The 18,351-nt window shown below is 40.1% G+C and carries 11 protein-coding genes; 6 read left to right on the top strand and 5 right to left on the bottom strand.

Going from position 1 to position 18,351, the window contains the following annotated elements; all coding sequences use genetic code 11:
* The first annotated feature begins 181 nt into the window (after positions 1 to 181).
* Positions 182 to 1,714 carry a Kelch repeat-containing protein gene (locus FEK29_RS05445; protein WP_161595320.1) on the top strand — a complete coding sequence of 511 codons (1,533 nt, stop codon included), beginning with the start codon at positions 182 to 184 and terminating at the stop codon, positions 1,712 to 1,714.
* 150 nt (positions 1,715 to 1,864) lie between these two features.
* On the opposite strand, the gene FEK29_RS05440 is transcribed toward FEK29_RS05445, so the two are convergent.
* Positions 1,865 to 2,788 carry a LysR family transcriptional regulator gene (locus tag FEK29_RS05440; RefSeq protein ID WP_138257414.1) on the bottom strand — a complete coding sequence of 308 codons (924 nt, stop codon included), beginning with the start codon at positions 2,786 to 2,788 and terminating at the stop codon, positions 1,865 to 1,867.
* A 92-nt stretch (positions 2,789 to 2,880) separates the two neighbouring features.
* On the opposite strand from FEK29_RS05440, the gene FEK29_RS05435 reads away from it, so the two are divergent.
* The 5 genes from FEK29_RS05435 (at position 2,881) to FEK29_RS05415 (ending at position 7,786) form a co-directional block, all read left to right on the top strand.
* A complete protein-coding gene (locus tag FEK29_RS05435) occupies positions 2,881 to 3,189 on the top strand; it encodes a hypothetical protein (protein ID WP_138257413.1) in 309 nt (102 codons plus the stop codon).
* A 59-nt stretch (positions 3,190 to 3,248) separates the two neighbouring features.
* Positions 3,249 to 3,455, top strand: coding sequence for a hypothetical protein (locus FEK29_RS05430; protein ID WP_138257412.1), 207 nt, complete (start codon positions 3,249 to 3,251; stop codon positions 3,453 to 3,455).
* A gap of 11 nt (positions 3,456 to 3,466) precedes the next feature.
* The gene (locus FEK29_RS05425; protein WP_138257411.1) at positions 3,467 to 4,927 is read left to right on the top strand and encodes a proton-conducting transporter transmembrane domain-containing protein; all 1,461 of its coding nucleotides are present in this window, start codon (positions 3,467 to 3,469) and stop codon (positions 4,925 to 4,927) included.
* Between the two features lie 4 nt (positions 4,928 to 4,931).
* Entirely contained in the window at positions 4,932 to 7,307 is a 2,376-nt protein-coding gene (locus FEK29_RS05420) for a DUF2309 domain-containing protein (RefSeq protein WP_138257410.1), read from the top strand.
* Between the two features lie 185 nt (positions 7,308 to 7,492).
* Positions 7,493 to 7,786, top strand: a complete 294-nt coding sequence (locus tag FEK29_RS05415; protein ID WP_138257409.1) for a DUF2188 domain-containing protein — start codon at positions 7,493 to 7,495, stop codon at positions 7,784 to 7,786.
* Positions 7,787 to 8,144: 358 nt separating this feature from the next.
* Here FEK29_RS05415 and FEK29_RS05410 read toward each other — a convergent pair whose 3' ends face one another.
* Genes FEK29_RS05410 through FEK29_RS05395 form a run of 4 tightly spaced genes read right to left on the bottom strand, consistent with a single transcriptional unit; the run spans position 8,145 to position 18,076 of the window.
* On the bottom strand, positions 8,145 to 8,855 hold the full coding sequence (locus FEK29_RS05410; RefSeq protein ID WP_138257408.1) for a fibronectin type III domain-containing protein: 711 nt from the start codon (positions 8,853 to 8,855) through the stop codon (positions 8,145 to 8,147).
* On the bottom strand, positions 8,852 to 13,909 hold the full coding sequence (locus FEK29_RS05405) for an ELWxxDGT repeat protein (protein ID WP_138257407.1): 5,058 nt from the start codon (positions 13,907 to 13,909) through the stop codon (positions 8,852 to 8,854). The genes FEK29_RS05410 and FEK29_RS05405 overlap by 4 nt, the downstream gene beginning before the upstream one ends.
* A 1-nt stretch (position 13,910) precedes the next feature.
* Positions 13,911 to 15,788, bottom strand: a complete 1,878-nt coding sequence (locus FEK29_RS05400; RefSeq protein ID WP_138257406.1) for a hypothetical protein — start codon at positions 15,786 to 15,788, stop codon at positions 13,911 to 13,913.
* Positions 15,785 to 18,076 carry a T9SS type A sorting domain-containing protein gene (locus tag FEK29_RS05395; RefSeq protein WP_161595319.1) on the bottom strand — a complete coding sequence of 764 codons (2,292 nt, stop codon included), beginning with the start codon at positions 18,074 to 18,076 and terminating at the stop codon, positions 15,785 to 15,787. The genes FEK29_RS05400 and FEK29_RS05395 overlap by 4 nt, the downstream gene beginning before the upstream one ends.
* Positions 18,077 to 18,351 lie beyond the last annotated feature (275 nt).

Here is an 18,351-nt window from a genome sequence, read left to right as displayed (position 1 = left end):
TCTTTCCTTATTATATTAAATGAATATTGCTTTAAAATACCCATTGTTGGGTATTTACTTTCCTAATACATCTATCTAGTTTGCCAACAATAAACCTTTGTTGAAATCCGGCTTTTGGAAAATCAGCACCTCTTAAAAGGCAAAATGATATCCAAAACCCACAAAACACAAAAAAATGAAGATGAAACGATTATTTCTAATGACCCTTACCGCAGTTCTTATTTTAGCTTGTAACAATGATGATACCCCCAGTGTCATAGAGGAAATTACGGAAGAAACCGAGGAGGAAACAGTAGAGGAAGAACAGGAACCCCAACTAAGTCCGGAGGAAATTCTGTCCGCCGAACGCGCTGAAATCATTACCGAAATTACAGCGGACAATGAAAAGGTGTGGCGTATAGCCTCGGCAATACTGACCAATTCCAATGGTAGTTTTAATATTACGGGGGCTTTCAATATAGTGGACGACGAGTTTATATTTAAAAACACGGTCCACGCCACCGGTAAATCGGAGTTTGAAGGTAGTTTAGTCTGGAATCCTGGTTTCGCATTCGATATTGGTGCCTTAAGCGAAGTGGACGCATTGACGGAACTCTACGCGAGCCCTGCCGAGAGCACCTTTGATTTCGTCGAAAACAGTTCCACACAGATTGAGGCCTTTAACAACAACTTTGTGTTGGATCTTTCAACCCAAAACCCAATGGCGACTTGGGATTTTGGTGACAATAGAAGCATGGAACTAACATTGGTTCCCAAATTGGCGACAGACTACCAACAGGTGCCCAGTTCCATGCTAGAATTTACCGAAGCGTTCACTTTTGCCTCCAACTTTATAGATAGTGGTGCTCCTGGAATGGTTGGTTCGCTTACGAGCAATAGTTTTTACTTGGCAAACAGGGAATACGATCCTACACTTGATGCCAATATCGAAAAAATAAGAAAATTTGATATTTCCAGCGAATCCCTTAGCAAAAGAATTAATCCACTACTTGACTTTGTTTCCAAACAAGTAAATATCATTGACGATAAAATTTATGTGGCCGGTGGTCAAAGAATCAACATTTACGATTTGGAATTACAGAACGATCCGGTAAGCACACAGGATTACGGTGCGGCCCTTGGAATTCCATTTTTGGGACTTAGCCGATTTGGAACGGCAGTCCTTGGCAACAAAATCTATATCGTAGGCGGTGACCTAGACAATAACCTGACAGATAAAATCCTGGTTTTTGATACGGAAACACAGACCCTTGGAGAATTTGCTACCATGCCAGAACCTAGATCGGGAGCCCGTGCCGAAATTGTGAACGACAAGCTTTATATTTTTGGTGGACAGACCGCTTTTTTTACACCACCGGCCAAGGATACCATTTATATTTTTGATCTAAACACTTCTGAACTGACAGTGGAACAGTTGCCTACAGCCATCGATTTTACTTTTACCGGTAAGACACAAAACCTAATATATGTGGCAGGTAGAATAGAAACTGTGTCCCCTGAGAACATGTTATTGGACCGGGAACCTTATTTGGGCGTCTACGATACAAACACAGGGGTTTTTACTGAATTGGAGACCAATCTTTCCAGCCCGAATCTGGAGACCATTCATTCCATGGCTGTTTTTAACGACAAGATTTACGTGGTTTTTGGTCAAGGTCAAGCCCAGGAAGAAGGCCAATTCCAAACTTGGTCCATACTATCGGCGGATATTTGAGTTAGTTTCAATAGCACCTCTTAAATAAAGGTGAGTTTAAAAAGCTCCTTGTTGATAACCATTTTGAGTTTCGGGGGAAATCAAAAATAGGAGAAGACAGGGAGCTTTTTTTTTGAATTTTAGTTAATAAGAAGATATTCATACAGGGGTTCAAAAACCATCCACCCACCCGAATTTTTTCTGGATAATGACATCTTTTTCCTGTTCCAAATACTCCAAAAGTGCCAAGGCAACTGGCGACAAATTTTTGGATTTGAGCCAAATGAGGTTCCATGTTGTTGTGATGGGGAGTCCCTGAACGGGAACAATCTTGAGTTCGTTGCTTTTTAAGGCGTTCTTGATGCCGATCAAGGGCATTATGGAACAACCCAACCCCGCAATTACGGCCTGTTTTACCGCTTCGTTAGAAGTAAGCTCCAATTTTTTGGTGACCGAATAGCGGTTTTGGGAAATAAAATACTCCATAGCATTTCTGGTGGCCGATCCAGGTTCCCTGTAAATAAGGGGAATTTTTTCGAATAGGTATTTTTTAGAGACCTTTTTGGGCAATTCCCGATGATAATTGCTTACATAGAACAGTTTGTTGGGCATTAGCTCCACTCCGGAAACACTTAATTTATCGGGAAGTACGGACACCAGGGCGAAATCGACCTCGTTCTCCTCCAAACTTCGTACGACCTTGGTTTTATTGGTCACGTCCATGATCAGCTCAATGCCATCATGTTCCTTGATAAAATCCGACAAAAAATAGGGCATGACATATTTTCCGGTAGATACGACAGATAGTTTCAACCTACCTGAAAGCTTCCCTTGATAGGCCACCGTCCTGTGGTCAATTTCCTGTACCTGTTCCAGGATTCTTTGGGCCGCTTGGGCGATTTCAGTTCCAAAATCGGTTATAAAAAGTCGGCGCCCAACCACTTCCGTTAATGGAATTGGAAATTGATCTTGAAAGTTTTTTAATTGTATTGATACTGCAGGTTGGGTCAAATGCAATTCTTCCGATGCCTTCGTAATGCTTTGTAATTCAGCTATTTTTAGGAATATCTGAAGCTGGTGCAACGTATAGTTCATAAAATATTTTAATGTTTAACATTATAAATATAAATAAAATTTAATGATTTTAATGGTACATCTTTGCACTGTAAAATTTAAAAACGCAATCCATGGAAACCAAAGAATTATCCAAAGTCAAAAAAGAGCAAAGAACGATTCAACTAGTGGACGGAACGTTCACCCCCAGCGAGGCATCCGATGTGATAACCGCCTTGATCGATGAAAAAATCAATTTTCATAAAATTCAAAGATTACAATTGTGGGAAGGAAATCATAAGTGCAACACCAATGGGCTCGACGGTAGGATCGAACAATTGATGAAGGAAAAACAATTGGCCCGGGAAATCATAAACGAGGCGCGTTCCAAAGGAACCAATATCATTATCAACGGTACCTTAAGTCTAAAATTTGTGGATTGATCCTTCCTTCTGTCCACATAAACTAACACCAAATAAAATCCGAATTCAAAAACAAAAAAATGCAATTAAGTAAAAAAACAACGCTTATGCTGCTTGGTGCGCTGGCACTTCTAATCCTTATTGGGGTATCCTATCTAAACAAGTCCATTTTCTTGGAGCAGATATTGGTTTGCTCCTTCATTATTGGCTTAACCGGCCTTGTGCACCTATTGGGGGACATAAAGAAGATGGAGCAGGACAATGAGAGGGCCGCAGGGAAATCGTAAAAAGTAACAGAATGACATCACAATACACAACTTTTCCGACCTTATCAGAAAGACAATCAGGCAAAGCCGATGTAACCGGGATGGTGCCTTTTTTATTCTGGATCCTATTCCTTGCCAATGTAGTTTTCACCCTAGTTAATTTCCCGAATATTCCAGAATGGAGATGGGGCGACTTGTTCAGAACCAATGATTTTACCCTCCTACTATTCACCACCGTATCATTTTTCAGTGCCATCATAAGTACCTATGCCAAATTCTATTTTAAGGAACGGGGGCAGCGGTCAAAATTCATGGTACTCTGCCTAGCATTTACATTTGCAGTTCTTTTCTTTATCATTTCGGAACATTTGCTGCTGTTACTTCTGGGATGGTTGCTCATGGGCTTGGTCATGTCTAGACTTATTGGCTTCCATGCGGATTGGGGAGAGGCCAAAGAGGCCAAAAAACTATCCCGAAACTATTTTTTGTTGGGCAGTTTTCTGTTGGGAGTCGGGCTTTTGGTGCCCGCCGCCTACCATAACAGTATCAACTTGGATGCTTGGACGGATGCCATTGGACAAACTCCAAAATACATCCTATTGCTTTCAGCTTTTTGTATTATTGTTGCCGCTTTGATCCAGTCTGCCATATTCCCTTTTCACAAATGGTTACTATCTTCCATGACGGCCCCTACTCCTGCATCTGCCCTCATGCATGCAGGTTTTGTGAACGGGTCTGGAATAATCCTAACCTTGTTGGCGCCCATTATTGTTGCATCCAACACCTTGGATATACTGCTCATCATTGGCGGGCTTACGGCCATCGTAGCACAGTTTACAAAACTTATCCAAGTCAACGTGAAACAACGTTTGGCGTGTTCCACTATTGCGCAGATGGGTTTTATGATCATGCAATGCGGCCTTGGTTTTTTCAATGCAGCCATCTCGCATCTTATCCTACATGGGTTTTATAAAGCATCCCTTTTTCTCTCCAGCGGGGAAGAGGTTGAAAAACTTCATCCAAAATCCCCGCCGTCCATACGTATAAAATGGTACCAAGGGCTGATTGTTTTAGTATTCAGCTTACTGGGGGCTTACCTTTTCGCCCTACTCACCGGAAAAGGATTGACTTGGGACAGCGGCATATTCTTAACGCTGATAGCGGCCATCACCGTGGGACAAATGACCTACAATCTCGTAAAGCTTAATCCACTCAAAGGATGGCAGAAAATGGTGTTGCCCCCGTTACTTTTTATTTCAGGAATCGCGGTATATGCCCTCGTATATAAATTGGTGACCACCTTTATGACCGGGATGGAAATCATTGCTATACCAACCCAGATCACACCTTTTCAAATTGTATTTGGTATTGTGTTCTTAGTGGGGTTCTTTATCATGAAACTTGGAAGCTATAGAAAGATCCCTTGGCTTTATGTAAAACTTCTGGGCCTGTCCCAACCCTCCAAAAAATCCTTATTAAATTATAAAAACTAACACCATGAATCAATTGGACATCGATATACTAGTAGATAGGGCCACGGAATACGTAGGAAACACATGGCCCCTCTATTCGTTTGTGACCTCCAATCCCCTAAGTGGTTTCGAAAGCCGACATTTTTTACAGGCAACCCAAGAAGCCGGGGACCTCTTAAGGGCGCAAATGTTCCCTAAGGCTTCGGTTTACAAAAAAGCCTTGGATAGCGGAGCTATAGCCATTTCCGAAATAAAGGATATTTTAAGGGAGAAAGGGTATTCCTATTCTCCTGAGCATTCTTTGGAGCTAATGACAAAAAAGACCCCTAAGGGAACGGAGTCTAAGGAAAATGCGTTGGACCGCTACATGGTAAAGTGGCTTTCCTCCTTTATGGACGAAGGTCTGGCGGAATGGGAAATGCCCTATAAGTCCGAAGGATTTTATCAAGCTTGGAGAAAATTGGCACCGTACGATGATAGTTTAGGTATTGTTCGGTTGACCATGATTCCCAAAACCAGTGATGACGCCCTAGAAATGTTGTTGGATGGATTGCCCGAAGAAGTGATCCTGAAAGCCTTTTCCCAACATCTAGCAGCCTTGCCGGGATGGACCGGTTACATTAAACACAGAGCGAACAATCTCAAGGCTTGGCAACAGGAGGCCCCGATCGACCTTAAGGACTATTTGGCCGTACGACTTTGGGCGAATAAAAAGTTGGGATTCGGACTTGTACATAAGGATATATCGAACAATACGAAAGACCAAACCACTGAACTCCACTATATATGGCTAATGGCTTGGGAAAGAAGTTGGCAGAAAGAATTGTTACAGACCCTAAAAAAGTCGGATATCGGCGTTTCAAAAAACGAATATTCGAAGCCCGATGCACAGATGGTATTCTGTATAGATACTAGATCAGAACTCATCCGTAGACATGTGGAATTTCAGGGTAACTACGAAACCTTTGGGTATGCGGGTTTCTTTGGTATAGCCATGGATTACGAAAACCCAAAGAACGGCCTGTCACAAAAAGCCTGTCCGCCCATTTTGGAATCCTGTTATCTGGTTTCGGAAAATGCCAAAGAAGACAAGGAAGCTTCCAAAAATCATCTGGACAACAAAAACGAGATACGTTCCTTTTGGAACTATTTTCTAAAGCGGATGAAGAATATGTTGCCCTCCACCTTTGGTTTTGTGGAAGGTTCTGGATTTCTTTACGGACTTAACCTTACGGCACGCACCCTTTTTTCTAATTCCATATACCAATGGAAAAACAAAACTGGAAATACGTATGAAACGGTGTGTACCCCGGACATTAAAAATACCAACAAAAAGGATTCCCATACCATTTCCATTGACTTGACGGAAAAAGTAGCCATTGTGAAATCCGCCTTTGATTTAATGGGTTGGAAAAACTTTGCGCCCTTGGTAGTTTTCGCGGGCCATGGAAGCCATTCTGCCAATAATCCCTTTGGTTCCAGTTTGGACTGTGGTGCCTGCGCGGCAACGCCGGGAAGGCACAATGCACGGATGTTGGCAAAACTCGCCAATGAAAAAGAGGTTAGGGAAGTACTTTTGAATCATCATGGGCTGAAAGTTCCTGAATCTACCTATTTTATGGGTGCGGAACACAATACTACCACCGATGAGATCGTACTTTTTGATGCCGATGCACCTCAATCGCACCAAGAAGCCTTGGAAAGTCTCAAGATAAACCTGAAAAAAGCCCAGATTTCTGCGACGCAGGAAAGATTGGGACGAACCAAAAACAGTGTCTCCCAAGCACAATTGAATGCAAGCAATTGGGGGGAAACAAGGCCGGAATGGGGACTTGCCAAAAACGCCAGTTTCGTGATTGGACCAAGAAAATTGACGCAAAACCACAATCTGGACGGGCGGTGCTTTCTCCACTCCTACGATTGGCAAACCGATCCTGAAGGAAAGGCCCTAGAAGCTATAATGCAAGGACCCATGGTCGTCACCCAATGGATCAACAACCACTATTACTTTTCCACCGTGGATAACGAAGCCTTTGGCGCTGGTACCAAAACCACTCATAATGTTACGGGAAAATTCGGTGTGGTGCAGGGCAATGGTGGCGATCTTAAACGTGGGTTGCCCTGGGAATCCCTTTATGATGAAAAGGATACCCCGTATCACCCTCCATTAAGGCTAACCGTAGTGATCAATGCCCCACTTAAAAGAGTGAACAAAATATTGGATAATAACGAATCGTTAAAATCCTTGATTGCCAATGAATGGCTCCACCTCATCATTATGGATCCTGGAAAAAATGATGAGATACTCTGGAAACCAGATCAATTGATATGGGTCAAGAAAAAGAAAAATGGGGCAAATACATCCTTACAGGATAAAAAGTATGAAGAATTAAGTGTTTAACCAATGGACCAGAATCTTTTGTTTTTGTATTAGCATAAAAAACTAAAAATCTGACTTCCATACATTGAAAGCCACCTTATGGGTGGCTTTCTGCTATACTGCATTTTAGGAACGCTTAAAGTAACTAGGAAAAAATGGTAACAATAGGTATTAATGCTATCTTCGATATAAACAAAAAAATCAGAATGCCCTCGGAAAAATCCATTCTACGTACTATAATCGAACTTCTGGAAGTCTTTTTTAATAGCTCCCGAAGCCTAAATAGAACAAGGACCTGGCACCAACATGTGGTTCCTTACGAAGATGGTTGGGCCGTTCGCCGCGAAGGAAATAAGCGTATTACCAGCAAGCACCGAAAACAGAGTACGGCCTTGGAAAAAGCCAAAAGATTGGCACGAAAATATAATGCGGATGTCATTATCCACAGGGAAAACGGGGAGATCCGGGATAGGATACAATATAGAGATTCCAAGTCATAAACAGTCTTTATGCCCTTACAAATCCGTTACCTGATTACGCTTAGTGCTTTTTCCGTAGAATCTTTAACTCATATAACCCAATATGGGTATTTGGCGGATTTTTAAGTTTTTGTTAGTACACAAATTCCAGTAAAAAAGGTACTTTATGGAATATGGTAAAGATACCGCGACCAACTACCCGCAAATTCTTAATAAATATACCCTCAAAACTGACAAGAACAACTGGGTTCCTGTTCGTAAATATTTTAGTTCTCACAATTGTAATCATAGGCTGTTCGCCAGTGTATATTTGACACCTCTGCCTAAAAAAAATCAAACAATTAAAGGACTTCTCTTTTTAAAATGAAAAAACTAAATTCTATTTCGTAGTAAAACTCCATATTCCTCCAATACTTTTAGAGGACCCATCGGAAACATGTACTTGCCAGTAGTAGATTTGATTTGGTTCCAAACTTACCTCCAAAGTATTTGTAGTGAGACCCGATTCAAAAAGTCCGGGGCTTTGAGTCGTTCCCAAGTAGACATCATACCTTAGGAAATCGTTGTCCAAGTCAGAACTCTCCCATTGAAGATTAATGTTTTCATAAGCTACTTCCTTACCCTGTTCAGGACTTGTTATGCTAGGGTTAAATGGAATGTAGTTGCTAGTGGCTTCACCTTGAACGTAAAAGGCAGAGGAAGGGCTAAAATCACTCATATCACCATTCGAATCTATTGCCAATACGCGCCAGTAATAATCCTGCCCCCTTTCCATCACCAAGGATAGGCTGGTTCCTTGTATAACCTGATCTTCAACTATACCTGTGAATGCTCGGTTAGTTGAAATCTGTATCTGATAGTTCAGTGAACCTCCCTCTGGATTTATGGCATCTGACCAATTAAAAGTGATTTCCGAATCTAGGCACAGTTGATCTTTTTCCGGAAATATCAACTCCGGAACTGTAAGCTCCCCGTTTTCAGCCTCTTGTTTATTTTCCAGTTCTTGATCGGGGGGCAAAGGATTATCATTTCCTCCTTTGGAACACCCCAAAACTAAAAGGCAAAATGTCAAATGGATTATTCTTTTCATTTTTTAATAATCTTAAAAGAAGTCGTTTCATCATCACCAACTTGTATGAAATAGATTCCCGAAGGCAATGTAGATACATCGCAACGAATTGTATGATTCGACAACCTTGTATTAAATTGTGATACTAGTTGCCCACCTGAAGAGAAAATCCTTACAGAAATTTCCAGTTTATCAACTGGAAAATCATCGCCTAAAAAGACCGTAAAGGAATTCTCCACCGGGTTAGGACTCACCTCAACCTCACCTGAAAAATGTATCTCTTCAATATGAGAAAGTGAACAAGTACCGGATGATAACACTTCAACAGTATCTCCCCTTTCAGCTTTAAAACTTAATGTTGATTGGCTTGTTTTGGCTATTTGGTGCCCATTTAAGAAAACCGTGTATGGTGGCAAACCTCCATTAAATTTTAAATTGACTTCCTTCGAAGAAATGGACCCTGTTTTAGAAGAAACTTCAAAAGGTTCTGGTTCGGCAATCGTAAACTGATAACAATGTTCTTTTCCGCTTTCTATATCTTCAATGCATAGGTCATAAATACCTGCTCCCAAGTTGTCAAAAAGTATTTCATCGGTAAATTCGATACTTGATTCATTTCCGTTAGCTAACAATGTAGCCCTATAAGAAATTGATGGCATTCGTGAAGTTATCTGAAGACTTCCATTGGCCGTTTCACGGCAACTGGCATTCGTCTGTAATATAGTAAATGGATCTAGCGGTAAAACATCAACTTTAATGTTATTATAAGTTCGAATTCCAGAGAGCAAGTCGGTCTTTATCAGTCCAATTTCTTGCTGTCCGATAGCTCCCCAATCCACTATTAAAGTATTTCCCTCGACCTGAAAAGATTGCTGGCCGGTAACCGACCAAATGTAACTAACTTGATCTTCTTGGGACGTGGTATATTCTATTTCTTTGCTGTTTTCAAGTACCTCTAAAGGGCCATTGATATCAGGAGGGGCCATCTGTCCGTATACATTGACCGTTATTTGAGCCGCAGTACCGGTCTCACATGTTGCATACGGTGTGACCTCTAACACGTATTCTCCGGGGGTTTGCCATGTAACTCTGGCAAAGTGGCCCTCAGAAACCAGCTTATTACCACCCGATACAGACCAAGTATATTTGTTATCTGCATGCTTTACAACGCTGTATATTTCCTGATCTCCAACCCGTACGGATAAGTCACCGTTAATATAGCCAGCATTTAAAGGTTGAGGGTCTTGCATTATTCGGCTAACACCACCGTTGTTATCTGAGAAATATAGAGACCCTTCAAAATAATACAAACCAGTAATACCGTATTGGGCATTAAAATAAACTTCCCAAGTTTCACCACCGTCATTCGTTCGATAAATGTTAGATTGACTTTTAATAAACCATTCTAATTCATTTACCGGAATAATAGTACCTGTATAGGGGACATTCAGTGGGATTTCAAACCAAGTATCACCTCCATTTTCGGTTTTGTAAAATCCTTCGTTCGTCGATATAATTCCAACCTGATCACTCCCAAAGGCCATACCATAAACATATAAATTCAATTCTGGATTTATAGTAAGTTCTTCCCAACTTAATCCCCCGTCCTTAGTACGTGATATTCCAGGAATACCACCAACAAATCCCAGGTTTTCATCAAAAAAATCAAGTACATTGCGTTGCCCTGGTGTAGAATCTAATGGATTCCAAGTAAGGCCTCCATCGTTTGTTTTATAAATATTGAAAGCACCTCCATTAATAGAACCAAAAGCAAAAATAATGTCTTCGTCCATAATATCGAATTTGGATAGAGATTCATTGCTACCTAATTTATTCCAGTTAAGTCCATCATCCGTGCTTTTATAAAAAGAACCATTGGCTCCTTTTATATAAATAACATCCCCAATCTTATCCGCATAATAAAGATCTCTCCCTAGGGGAGTGTTAAATTCCTTCCATGTAATTCCGCCATCAAAAGATTTGCGTGATTGGCTTGAAGAGAACAAATAGACCTCTTGCCCATCGATAATTACTTCCCGTATCTCTCTAGTACCGTTTAATGCACTTACCTCGTTCCAAGAACTACTAGATGATGCCGTATAAATTGAACGGCCGTTTTCTGTATAACACCCGGTACCTACGGCTATATTATCTCCCAAATTATTAAAGGAAACCGATTTAATATCAACGCAGTTTCCCATTGTTGCCTTGTTCCAATTCAATCCTCCATCAGTAGTTTCATAAAGCGAACCATCAACCAAATATCCATTGTCTTCATCTATAAAATGAATTTGGCTGATTGAATTTCTATAATCCGAATTGATCAATGACCAACTCAGCCCACCATCTTCAGTTTTTAAGACCTTTCCGTTTTGAGTAGAAGCATATCCCACTTTTACATCAATAAATGAAAAGCCGGTAATATCTTCGTTATAACTCAATTCATCTACTTCCGGTTCATAACGAGTCCAGGATTGGCCGCCATCATTGGTTATATAATAACCTTCCGAGCTATCGCTTATCAATCCAAATGTATCATCGTAAAAATATAGCGAGACCATATCTCGAAAACCTGTAAAGCTAGAATTGTCCCATGTCCTTCCACCATCATTACTTATGTACAGGGTATTACCCGATCGATAATTATTTACAAACAGGAAAAGAACATTAGAACTAATCGCCCAAAGCTTTGCGTTTCGGTAGGAATTTAAATTCTCAATTTTTAGTGGTTTCCAACTAACACCAGCATCATCGGTACGCAATAAGGTATTTGAGCCGAGAACGAAGCCAACGTTTCCATCAACAAATTGTACATCATGTAAGTCCGCATTTAAGAGATTCTGACTCGTTCTTTCAATTATATGCAGTTGCTCCCACGTACTACCTTTATCCGTCGTTTTGAGGATAATACCCTGTGCGCCAACAGCGATTGCATCCGTATCGTTCAGAAAATCAATATCATATAAATCACTAGTCATCGAAACTGCTATTTGCTCACAAACTTCAAGTTGAACCTCTATGCTTTCTTCCTCTACTTCGATAACAATTGATTCTTCATATTCGCCACCATCGCTATCAGTAGCCTTTACCCGAATTGTATAGGATTTTTTATTGTTTGCCTGAAATTCACCTCCAACTAAAAGCTGGTCGTTATTTATTTCAAAAACCGGATTATCACTACTTCCAGAGCCCTGAACTATTTGATAATTAAAATTCCCCGGCTCGGATACTGACATAAATTTGCCGATTACCGTACCAGAAGTGGCATTTTCTGAAACAAGATTATTGTCAAGATTAAATTGTGCTTCCAAATTCTCCCATTTGATTTCCTTTTCGGTCGGGAAAGTTGCATTTACTGATTCAGGTGGCGCTTCCGAAGCATAACCTTCAAGCTTTACCCGAAATTCAGGTTGAGAGGTGTCGTTACTTCTTATAATTAGGTAACCTGAATACACGCCTTCCATACCTGGCAAAAAGCCAATTTCAAAAATTCCTCTTTCAGTTGAACCAATTTGCCGAGGAAAAGAAGTTTGAGACTCTTGTTGGTACCAATCAACTTCTACATCGCCATTGATATAAAAACCCTCACCGCTAACAAACACCTGAGAAAAGGCCAATGGGGCATTACCAAAATTTTGTATATTGATTTCTTTCTTGACCAGACTATCAATTTTTGTATCGAACCTTAGGGATTGCCCATTAAATATATCCCAAGGGGCCTTAACCTTTATTATAGGATTAGGACCTGTATGAAACAAGTCCATGTTATACGTATCTTTTTGTCTTTCATTTTTAACCGCTGCATAAACGAATTTTCCATCAGATTTAATAAAAAACTTATCTCCGGTAGATTTTCTATAAAGTTGGAATGGCCATATTGAACTATTTTCAATCTTTTGAAAGTCGAACTCGAAGAGTGAATTTGCACCCATATAGTACAACATATCATCTAGAATAATCATTGGAGCTTCATCCCTAATATAGGCATTTGCAATGATTTGGGTCGTTCCTTGTATAGTCCCATTTGTTTTCCAAAGTGCTCCATTAGTTTTTGGTCCAGCGTTAAAATAAACCTCACCATTATACTCAACAAATCCACTAAAATGTGGCTCAAACCAGAGGTCATCGTCACCACCTTGGGTCATTAATTCAATGGTACCCTCAGGGGTGCCATCGGTAGTCCATAAAGCATCTTGAACATTTGTATACGTCTCCCCAGAGACCAAAGAAAAAATAACCTTATCACCTACTTCCGTAAGACCATAAAGTTCTAAGCCATAATGGGATTCTGTTGAAAATTCCTTAAGCATAGTATAATTGTCTAGATCGGTCAACCGATAAAGTCGCACGTACGTTTTATTGTGGTTATCGGTTGTAAAATAAATACCATCCGCAAAGGCATGAAAAGAACTGACGTTATAACTCAATCCGTCTACGACTGTGCTTTTAGTACCCTCCTGTGTACCATTGGTCTCGTATAAAACTCCGGACCTAACGAAATATAATTTTCCGTTAGCGACTGTCAAACTTGAAACTTGTTCATAGGCATCAGCATCAAATATTTCCATGGCCAAACCGGTACCCTCTACAGTTCCATCTGTACGAAATAGCTTTTTACGCCCACTCGTATATTGGTCCGATGCCGTAAAATAAAGCTTGCCATCATAAATAGTAAAATTGGAAGGCCATGAACTCGAATTTCCCGTGTTTATGTCCATCAATAAATTGGTTCCTGCTGGGGTGCCGTCTGATTTCCAAAGTTCTAATCCAGCTTCTTGATCCCTTGCGGCAAAATAAAGGGCATTATTATAAACGGTAATTTGGCCAACATTATATTCATCAACTGAAAATGAGCTTACCAGATAGGTACCCTTTTGTGTGCCATCGGTACGCCAAAGTCCTTGCTTTCCAGAAGTTGAGGAGGCAAAAAAAAAGGAGTTCCCATTTAGGGTTACAAATTCATTTCTTATTTCATAAAAATTTTCAAGATACGTTTGGGATTGAGCTGATTGTCCAATCAAAATAACAATAATCAAACATAAATTTATATGTATTTTTTTTACCGTTTTTAACATCCTAATTTACATTGAAATAAATAACATTTGAATTGAGCTTATAATCGTACCCTTCTATTGACCTTTGAATTGCCAAGGGCTTTTCATTGGTTCCACCCCAAGATTTTAAACGATTATAAGTATTATTACTAATGGGCAAACGAAGCTCTGTACTATCTTGGTTTAATTCGAGATCATACACGTATTCATTGAATGTATGAAATTCCCCATCAGTTTTAACCATAAACTCTTTTCTTAAATTTACTCCTGTCATAACGAGCGTATCTCCTCGGACAAAATCTGTCTTGTTAATACTATTAATTCGTATTACACGGTCATCATTTATCACTTCCATCTGTTGAGGATAAGTTTTAATTCGAGAACCTTCGATTATCATTAAAGTATAGATTCCAGCCGGAAGGTCAGTCGGTATTACCGTATTAAAGGAATTAGTGGATGAAGAAGTTTCCAAACTATGTTGATGAAAGTAAGAGCTTCTAAAATTATTTAATGGAAATGTATTCCCGGAACTATTTACGAGTTCGATAGTTACTTGACCTCGGTCCTGTACATTTGTGGCGTATATGTATTGTGTTGAACCAGCGAAAACTTTGTATCCTATATCCTCCCAACCAGCGTCAGAAAATTCAAAACCTGGATTTCTGAAATAGGATATCAACCTTGACATACCTATTGGTGCTCGAACCGTAAACTCCTTAGAAGTGCCGATTTCCGAAACAACGGTAAATGTTGCTGGTGTTGTCAAATCCATGGGGGCAACTTCAGAAACTTCAACAGTTGCCCTATTTGATAATTCAATAATAGGAGTAACATTGGTGTAATCGAAATTACCCATTTCAATAGTAATTGTAGCCGTTTCTGAATTTATTATACCGTGATATATTTCGTTACCCTGTTGAACCTTAAAAGACTCCACCTCATGCTGCCCGCTTTCAATTATTACATCATATCTTGTTTCATTACCTTTTGGGTCGGTCACTATATAAAACAAATCATCATGAAAATTGAACATTTCGCCACTTGCAGGGTTGACCGAATATCCCTCTTTCATTACAATTTGAGGGGCCAGTTTTTCGTATTGAAAATTGCCGAGCTGTATTCTTATTTCTTTGCTCTCAGGTTCAAAAACGGCGCTATAAGTAGTCCCATTCTCTTGAATTTCAAAGGAAATAAATCCTGTTTCATCACCTATTCCAAAAGCACCTACTTTCGAATATGAACTGTTACCACTTGCATCTCTCGTAACAATTTGCCAGTACTTTTGACCTATTAGCTGAGTCGAAAATTCAAAAGTCGGTTCGACCAAATCAGAAGCTACCATTTCAACGGGTGGGTTCTCGGAACCGACAAATACATCATATGAGATTGATTCGTCATCGATATCTGAACTTTGCCATTCAAGAATTAGCTGTTGAACGTCTTCACTGTAATTCGCTCCTTCTTCAGGGCTAATCAAATCAGCAGGAAAAGGAGCATAATTTGATATTCCTTGGCCAGCTACATAAAATTTCCAACGTTCACTTTCAATTTTAGAATTCGACGTCGACACACTTGAAACAACATACCATTGGTAGGGCGTGTTCTTTTCAAGTTGAACCTCTGCCGAGTTATTGGAGGTGTTGGTCCTAGAAATTTGATTTGTTGAAAGGTTTTCTACTACTAACTCGTATAAATCGTTTTCTGCAATTGCCCATTGAAACCCTACAAGGATTCTATCTGCCCCTTGATCAACGCCTGTAGTACACTCAGAATTATTGAGCGGAAACTGCAGTTTAACGGCAACAGCCTCATTGCTTTCCTCTGGTAACGATGAATTATCGTTCTTGGAACAGGACAAAGCAATCAATAGCATTAAGATAATAGACCGGATCAATTTCATCTCTTAATAATTTTTTGAGAATAGTACGTATCGTTGCCCAAGAATTCCAAAAGATACACCCCTGTTTTCAAATGTGATAAATCTTTTAGTATTATGGGCTCCCATGGGCCGAACCATTTTTGATAAACTTGCTGACCGGTTTGATTATATATATTTACAGTAACAACATTCGAATTACTCAAATATGAAAGGTCAATCTCATCTGAAAATGGATTTGGCGCCACACGTAAAGCTGACCCCAAATCAACTTTATAGGTTGCGTTTCCTTGACATAAAAGATCAGTAGTAACGTTAACTTGATTTAACCCTTCTTTTAAATCTAGTTCCAAATAGGATTGGGTAGTTTGCAAGAGTTTACCATTGAAGTTGATTTTATAAACGGTACCTCCCGATAATTCTAAATTTAGAGTCCGGGCACCGAGATTGACTATCCCAACCAGTGAAATTTCTGTCCCAGCCGCTATGGTCAAGGTGTAACACAGCATATCTGAATCTAAACCGTCAGCAAGAATACAGAGATCATATTGCCCCGCTTTGAGGTTTTCAATTAGGGTTTCTCCTGTAAATGATATTTCTTGGGAACCATTCAATATAACCCGATAAGCTCTTGATGAATCCTGTGTTTGTATAAAAATACTTCCATTATTAGCATCTTCACAAGCTTCGCCAACAGTCTCGATTTGAAATAAATTGGAATCAAGGGTAACAATTTCACATCCATCCTCATTCACCAACACCCCTGCTTCCGTTTCGCTGCAATTGTCCCTGAAATCTGGAACACCATCACCGTCGGTATCAATTTGCTCCTGGGAACAACCTTCGGAATTGACCTCAGCACCTGGAATGGTATCGGGACAAGTATCCAAATCGTCGGTCACTCCGTCCAGGTCTGAATCTTTCTGAACAAGACTACAACCCTGTTCGTCTACCTCTTCACCTAGAGCCGTACTCGGGCACAGGTCCATGGCATTGGATACGCCGTCGCCATCATCGTCTATCTCCGTAGTGGAAAAATCAAGACCGGCAAAGCTATATTTCGTTAGGAAGTAATCCTGGTCATTGTTACCACTATTGTTGTAGAGATTCACATTCGGCGTCAGATTAAGTGTATCGGAAGAAAAGCTACCTGAATAATATAAATTATCTCCATCGACGACAACAGGTCCGGACCAATCCTTTACGGAAGTGTGATAAGGCTGTGGAATGCCACTAAGGTGCATTACGTGGTCAAAGTTGAAGCTGTTCAAATCCACCTTAAGCAACACCGGTTCTTCCCCGGGATTGACTGTTGTGATGCTTCCATTGTCGAATTCCTGGGTTTCCCGAAAACTGGTAGCAATTAATAAATGATCCTTATAATAGGCCATATGGCCCCTCTGGCTATATACTGAAAAGCCTTCAAAAAAGCGATAGTTCAGAAAGGAGCCATCCCTTGCATTGAATTCGACCAATGCGGCCGCGGAACCGTAGTTGGCCAAGTTTGCTATTCGTATCGTGTCGGTGAAAACCTTACCCGAAACATAACACCAGTAATAAAGCTTACCATTGGGCCCGACGTAGAGATCTGTGGGATTGAGAAGACCCGTTCCGTTACCTTGTTCATACTCCTTGACTATGGTTTTGGACCAAAGGGTCTCAAGATCGGGACTTATTTTATAAATCCGGTTCTCATTAGGGGTACAATAGGATTCACCATAATTTACGGCAAGAAACATATTTCCTTTCTGATCTAGGGTAACAGCCTTTAACCGGTCGTATGCAGCCTCACCCAAACGTACACCATGCTGTATTTGACCAATGGTATTCCATTTAGCTATAAATATGTCCTCCGCATAAAGATCTTCATATGAATTCCCACACTCCGTGTTTTCAATATTATCAAATAAATAGGTGTCGTCGATGTTTAAGGTATCGCTGAAGAGTCCGATAGCATATATACTACCTTTATGGTATTCCACCCTGACGCTCTTAGACCCAGTAATTTTTCGGGCCCATAACAATTTGCCCTCCGAATTAATCTTGATTATTGAGTTGCCATGCGGTATGTCTATATTGGAAACAGTGGAGATACTCGTATCATTGGAATTATTGGAAGGAAAAGTCAGCCGTGCATAAATATTTCCTGATTCGTCTACGGCAATTGCCCCGAGACTAGGTTTTGAAGAATACCTGTACTCATCTAAACCAAAAAAATCGAATCGCCACAACTGTTGGCCAGTTTCGTTTCTCTTTTCCAAACCGTTACTTGAAAGAAAAACTACTCCACCGGGAACTTTCTCAACGTTCAACGCCCTTTCAGTTAGATGCCCCCCGTCTGAAAACGCCCATTCCAATTCCTGTGATTGTAGGCTATAAGTTAGGAGAAATAGAAAAAAAACAACTATATGTTTGGTTGAATAATTAGGTTGGTTTTTCAAAAATTAAATTGATTTATGTTGGAAGGAATGATTGGATTACGGGCTAATATAGGAAAAAACACTTCGAAATTTCTCACAAATCGATTAATGACTTTTAAATAAGACTGAATGCTATTATTTTCAAAAAACATCCCTCACTATTTTTG

Source organism: Maribacter aurantiacus, assembly GCF_005780245.1.
Taxonomy (GTDB): domain Bacteria; phylum Bacteroidota; class Bacteroidia; order Flavobacteriales; family Flavobacteriaceae; genus Maribacter; species Maribacter flavus.
This window is presented reverse-complemented; position numbering and strand designations above follow the sequence as displayed.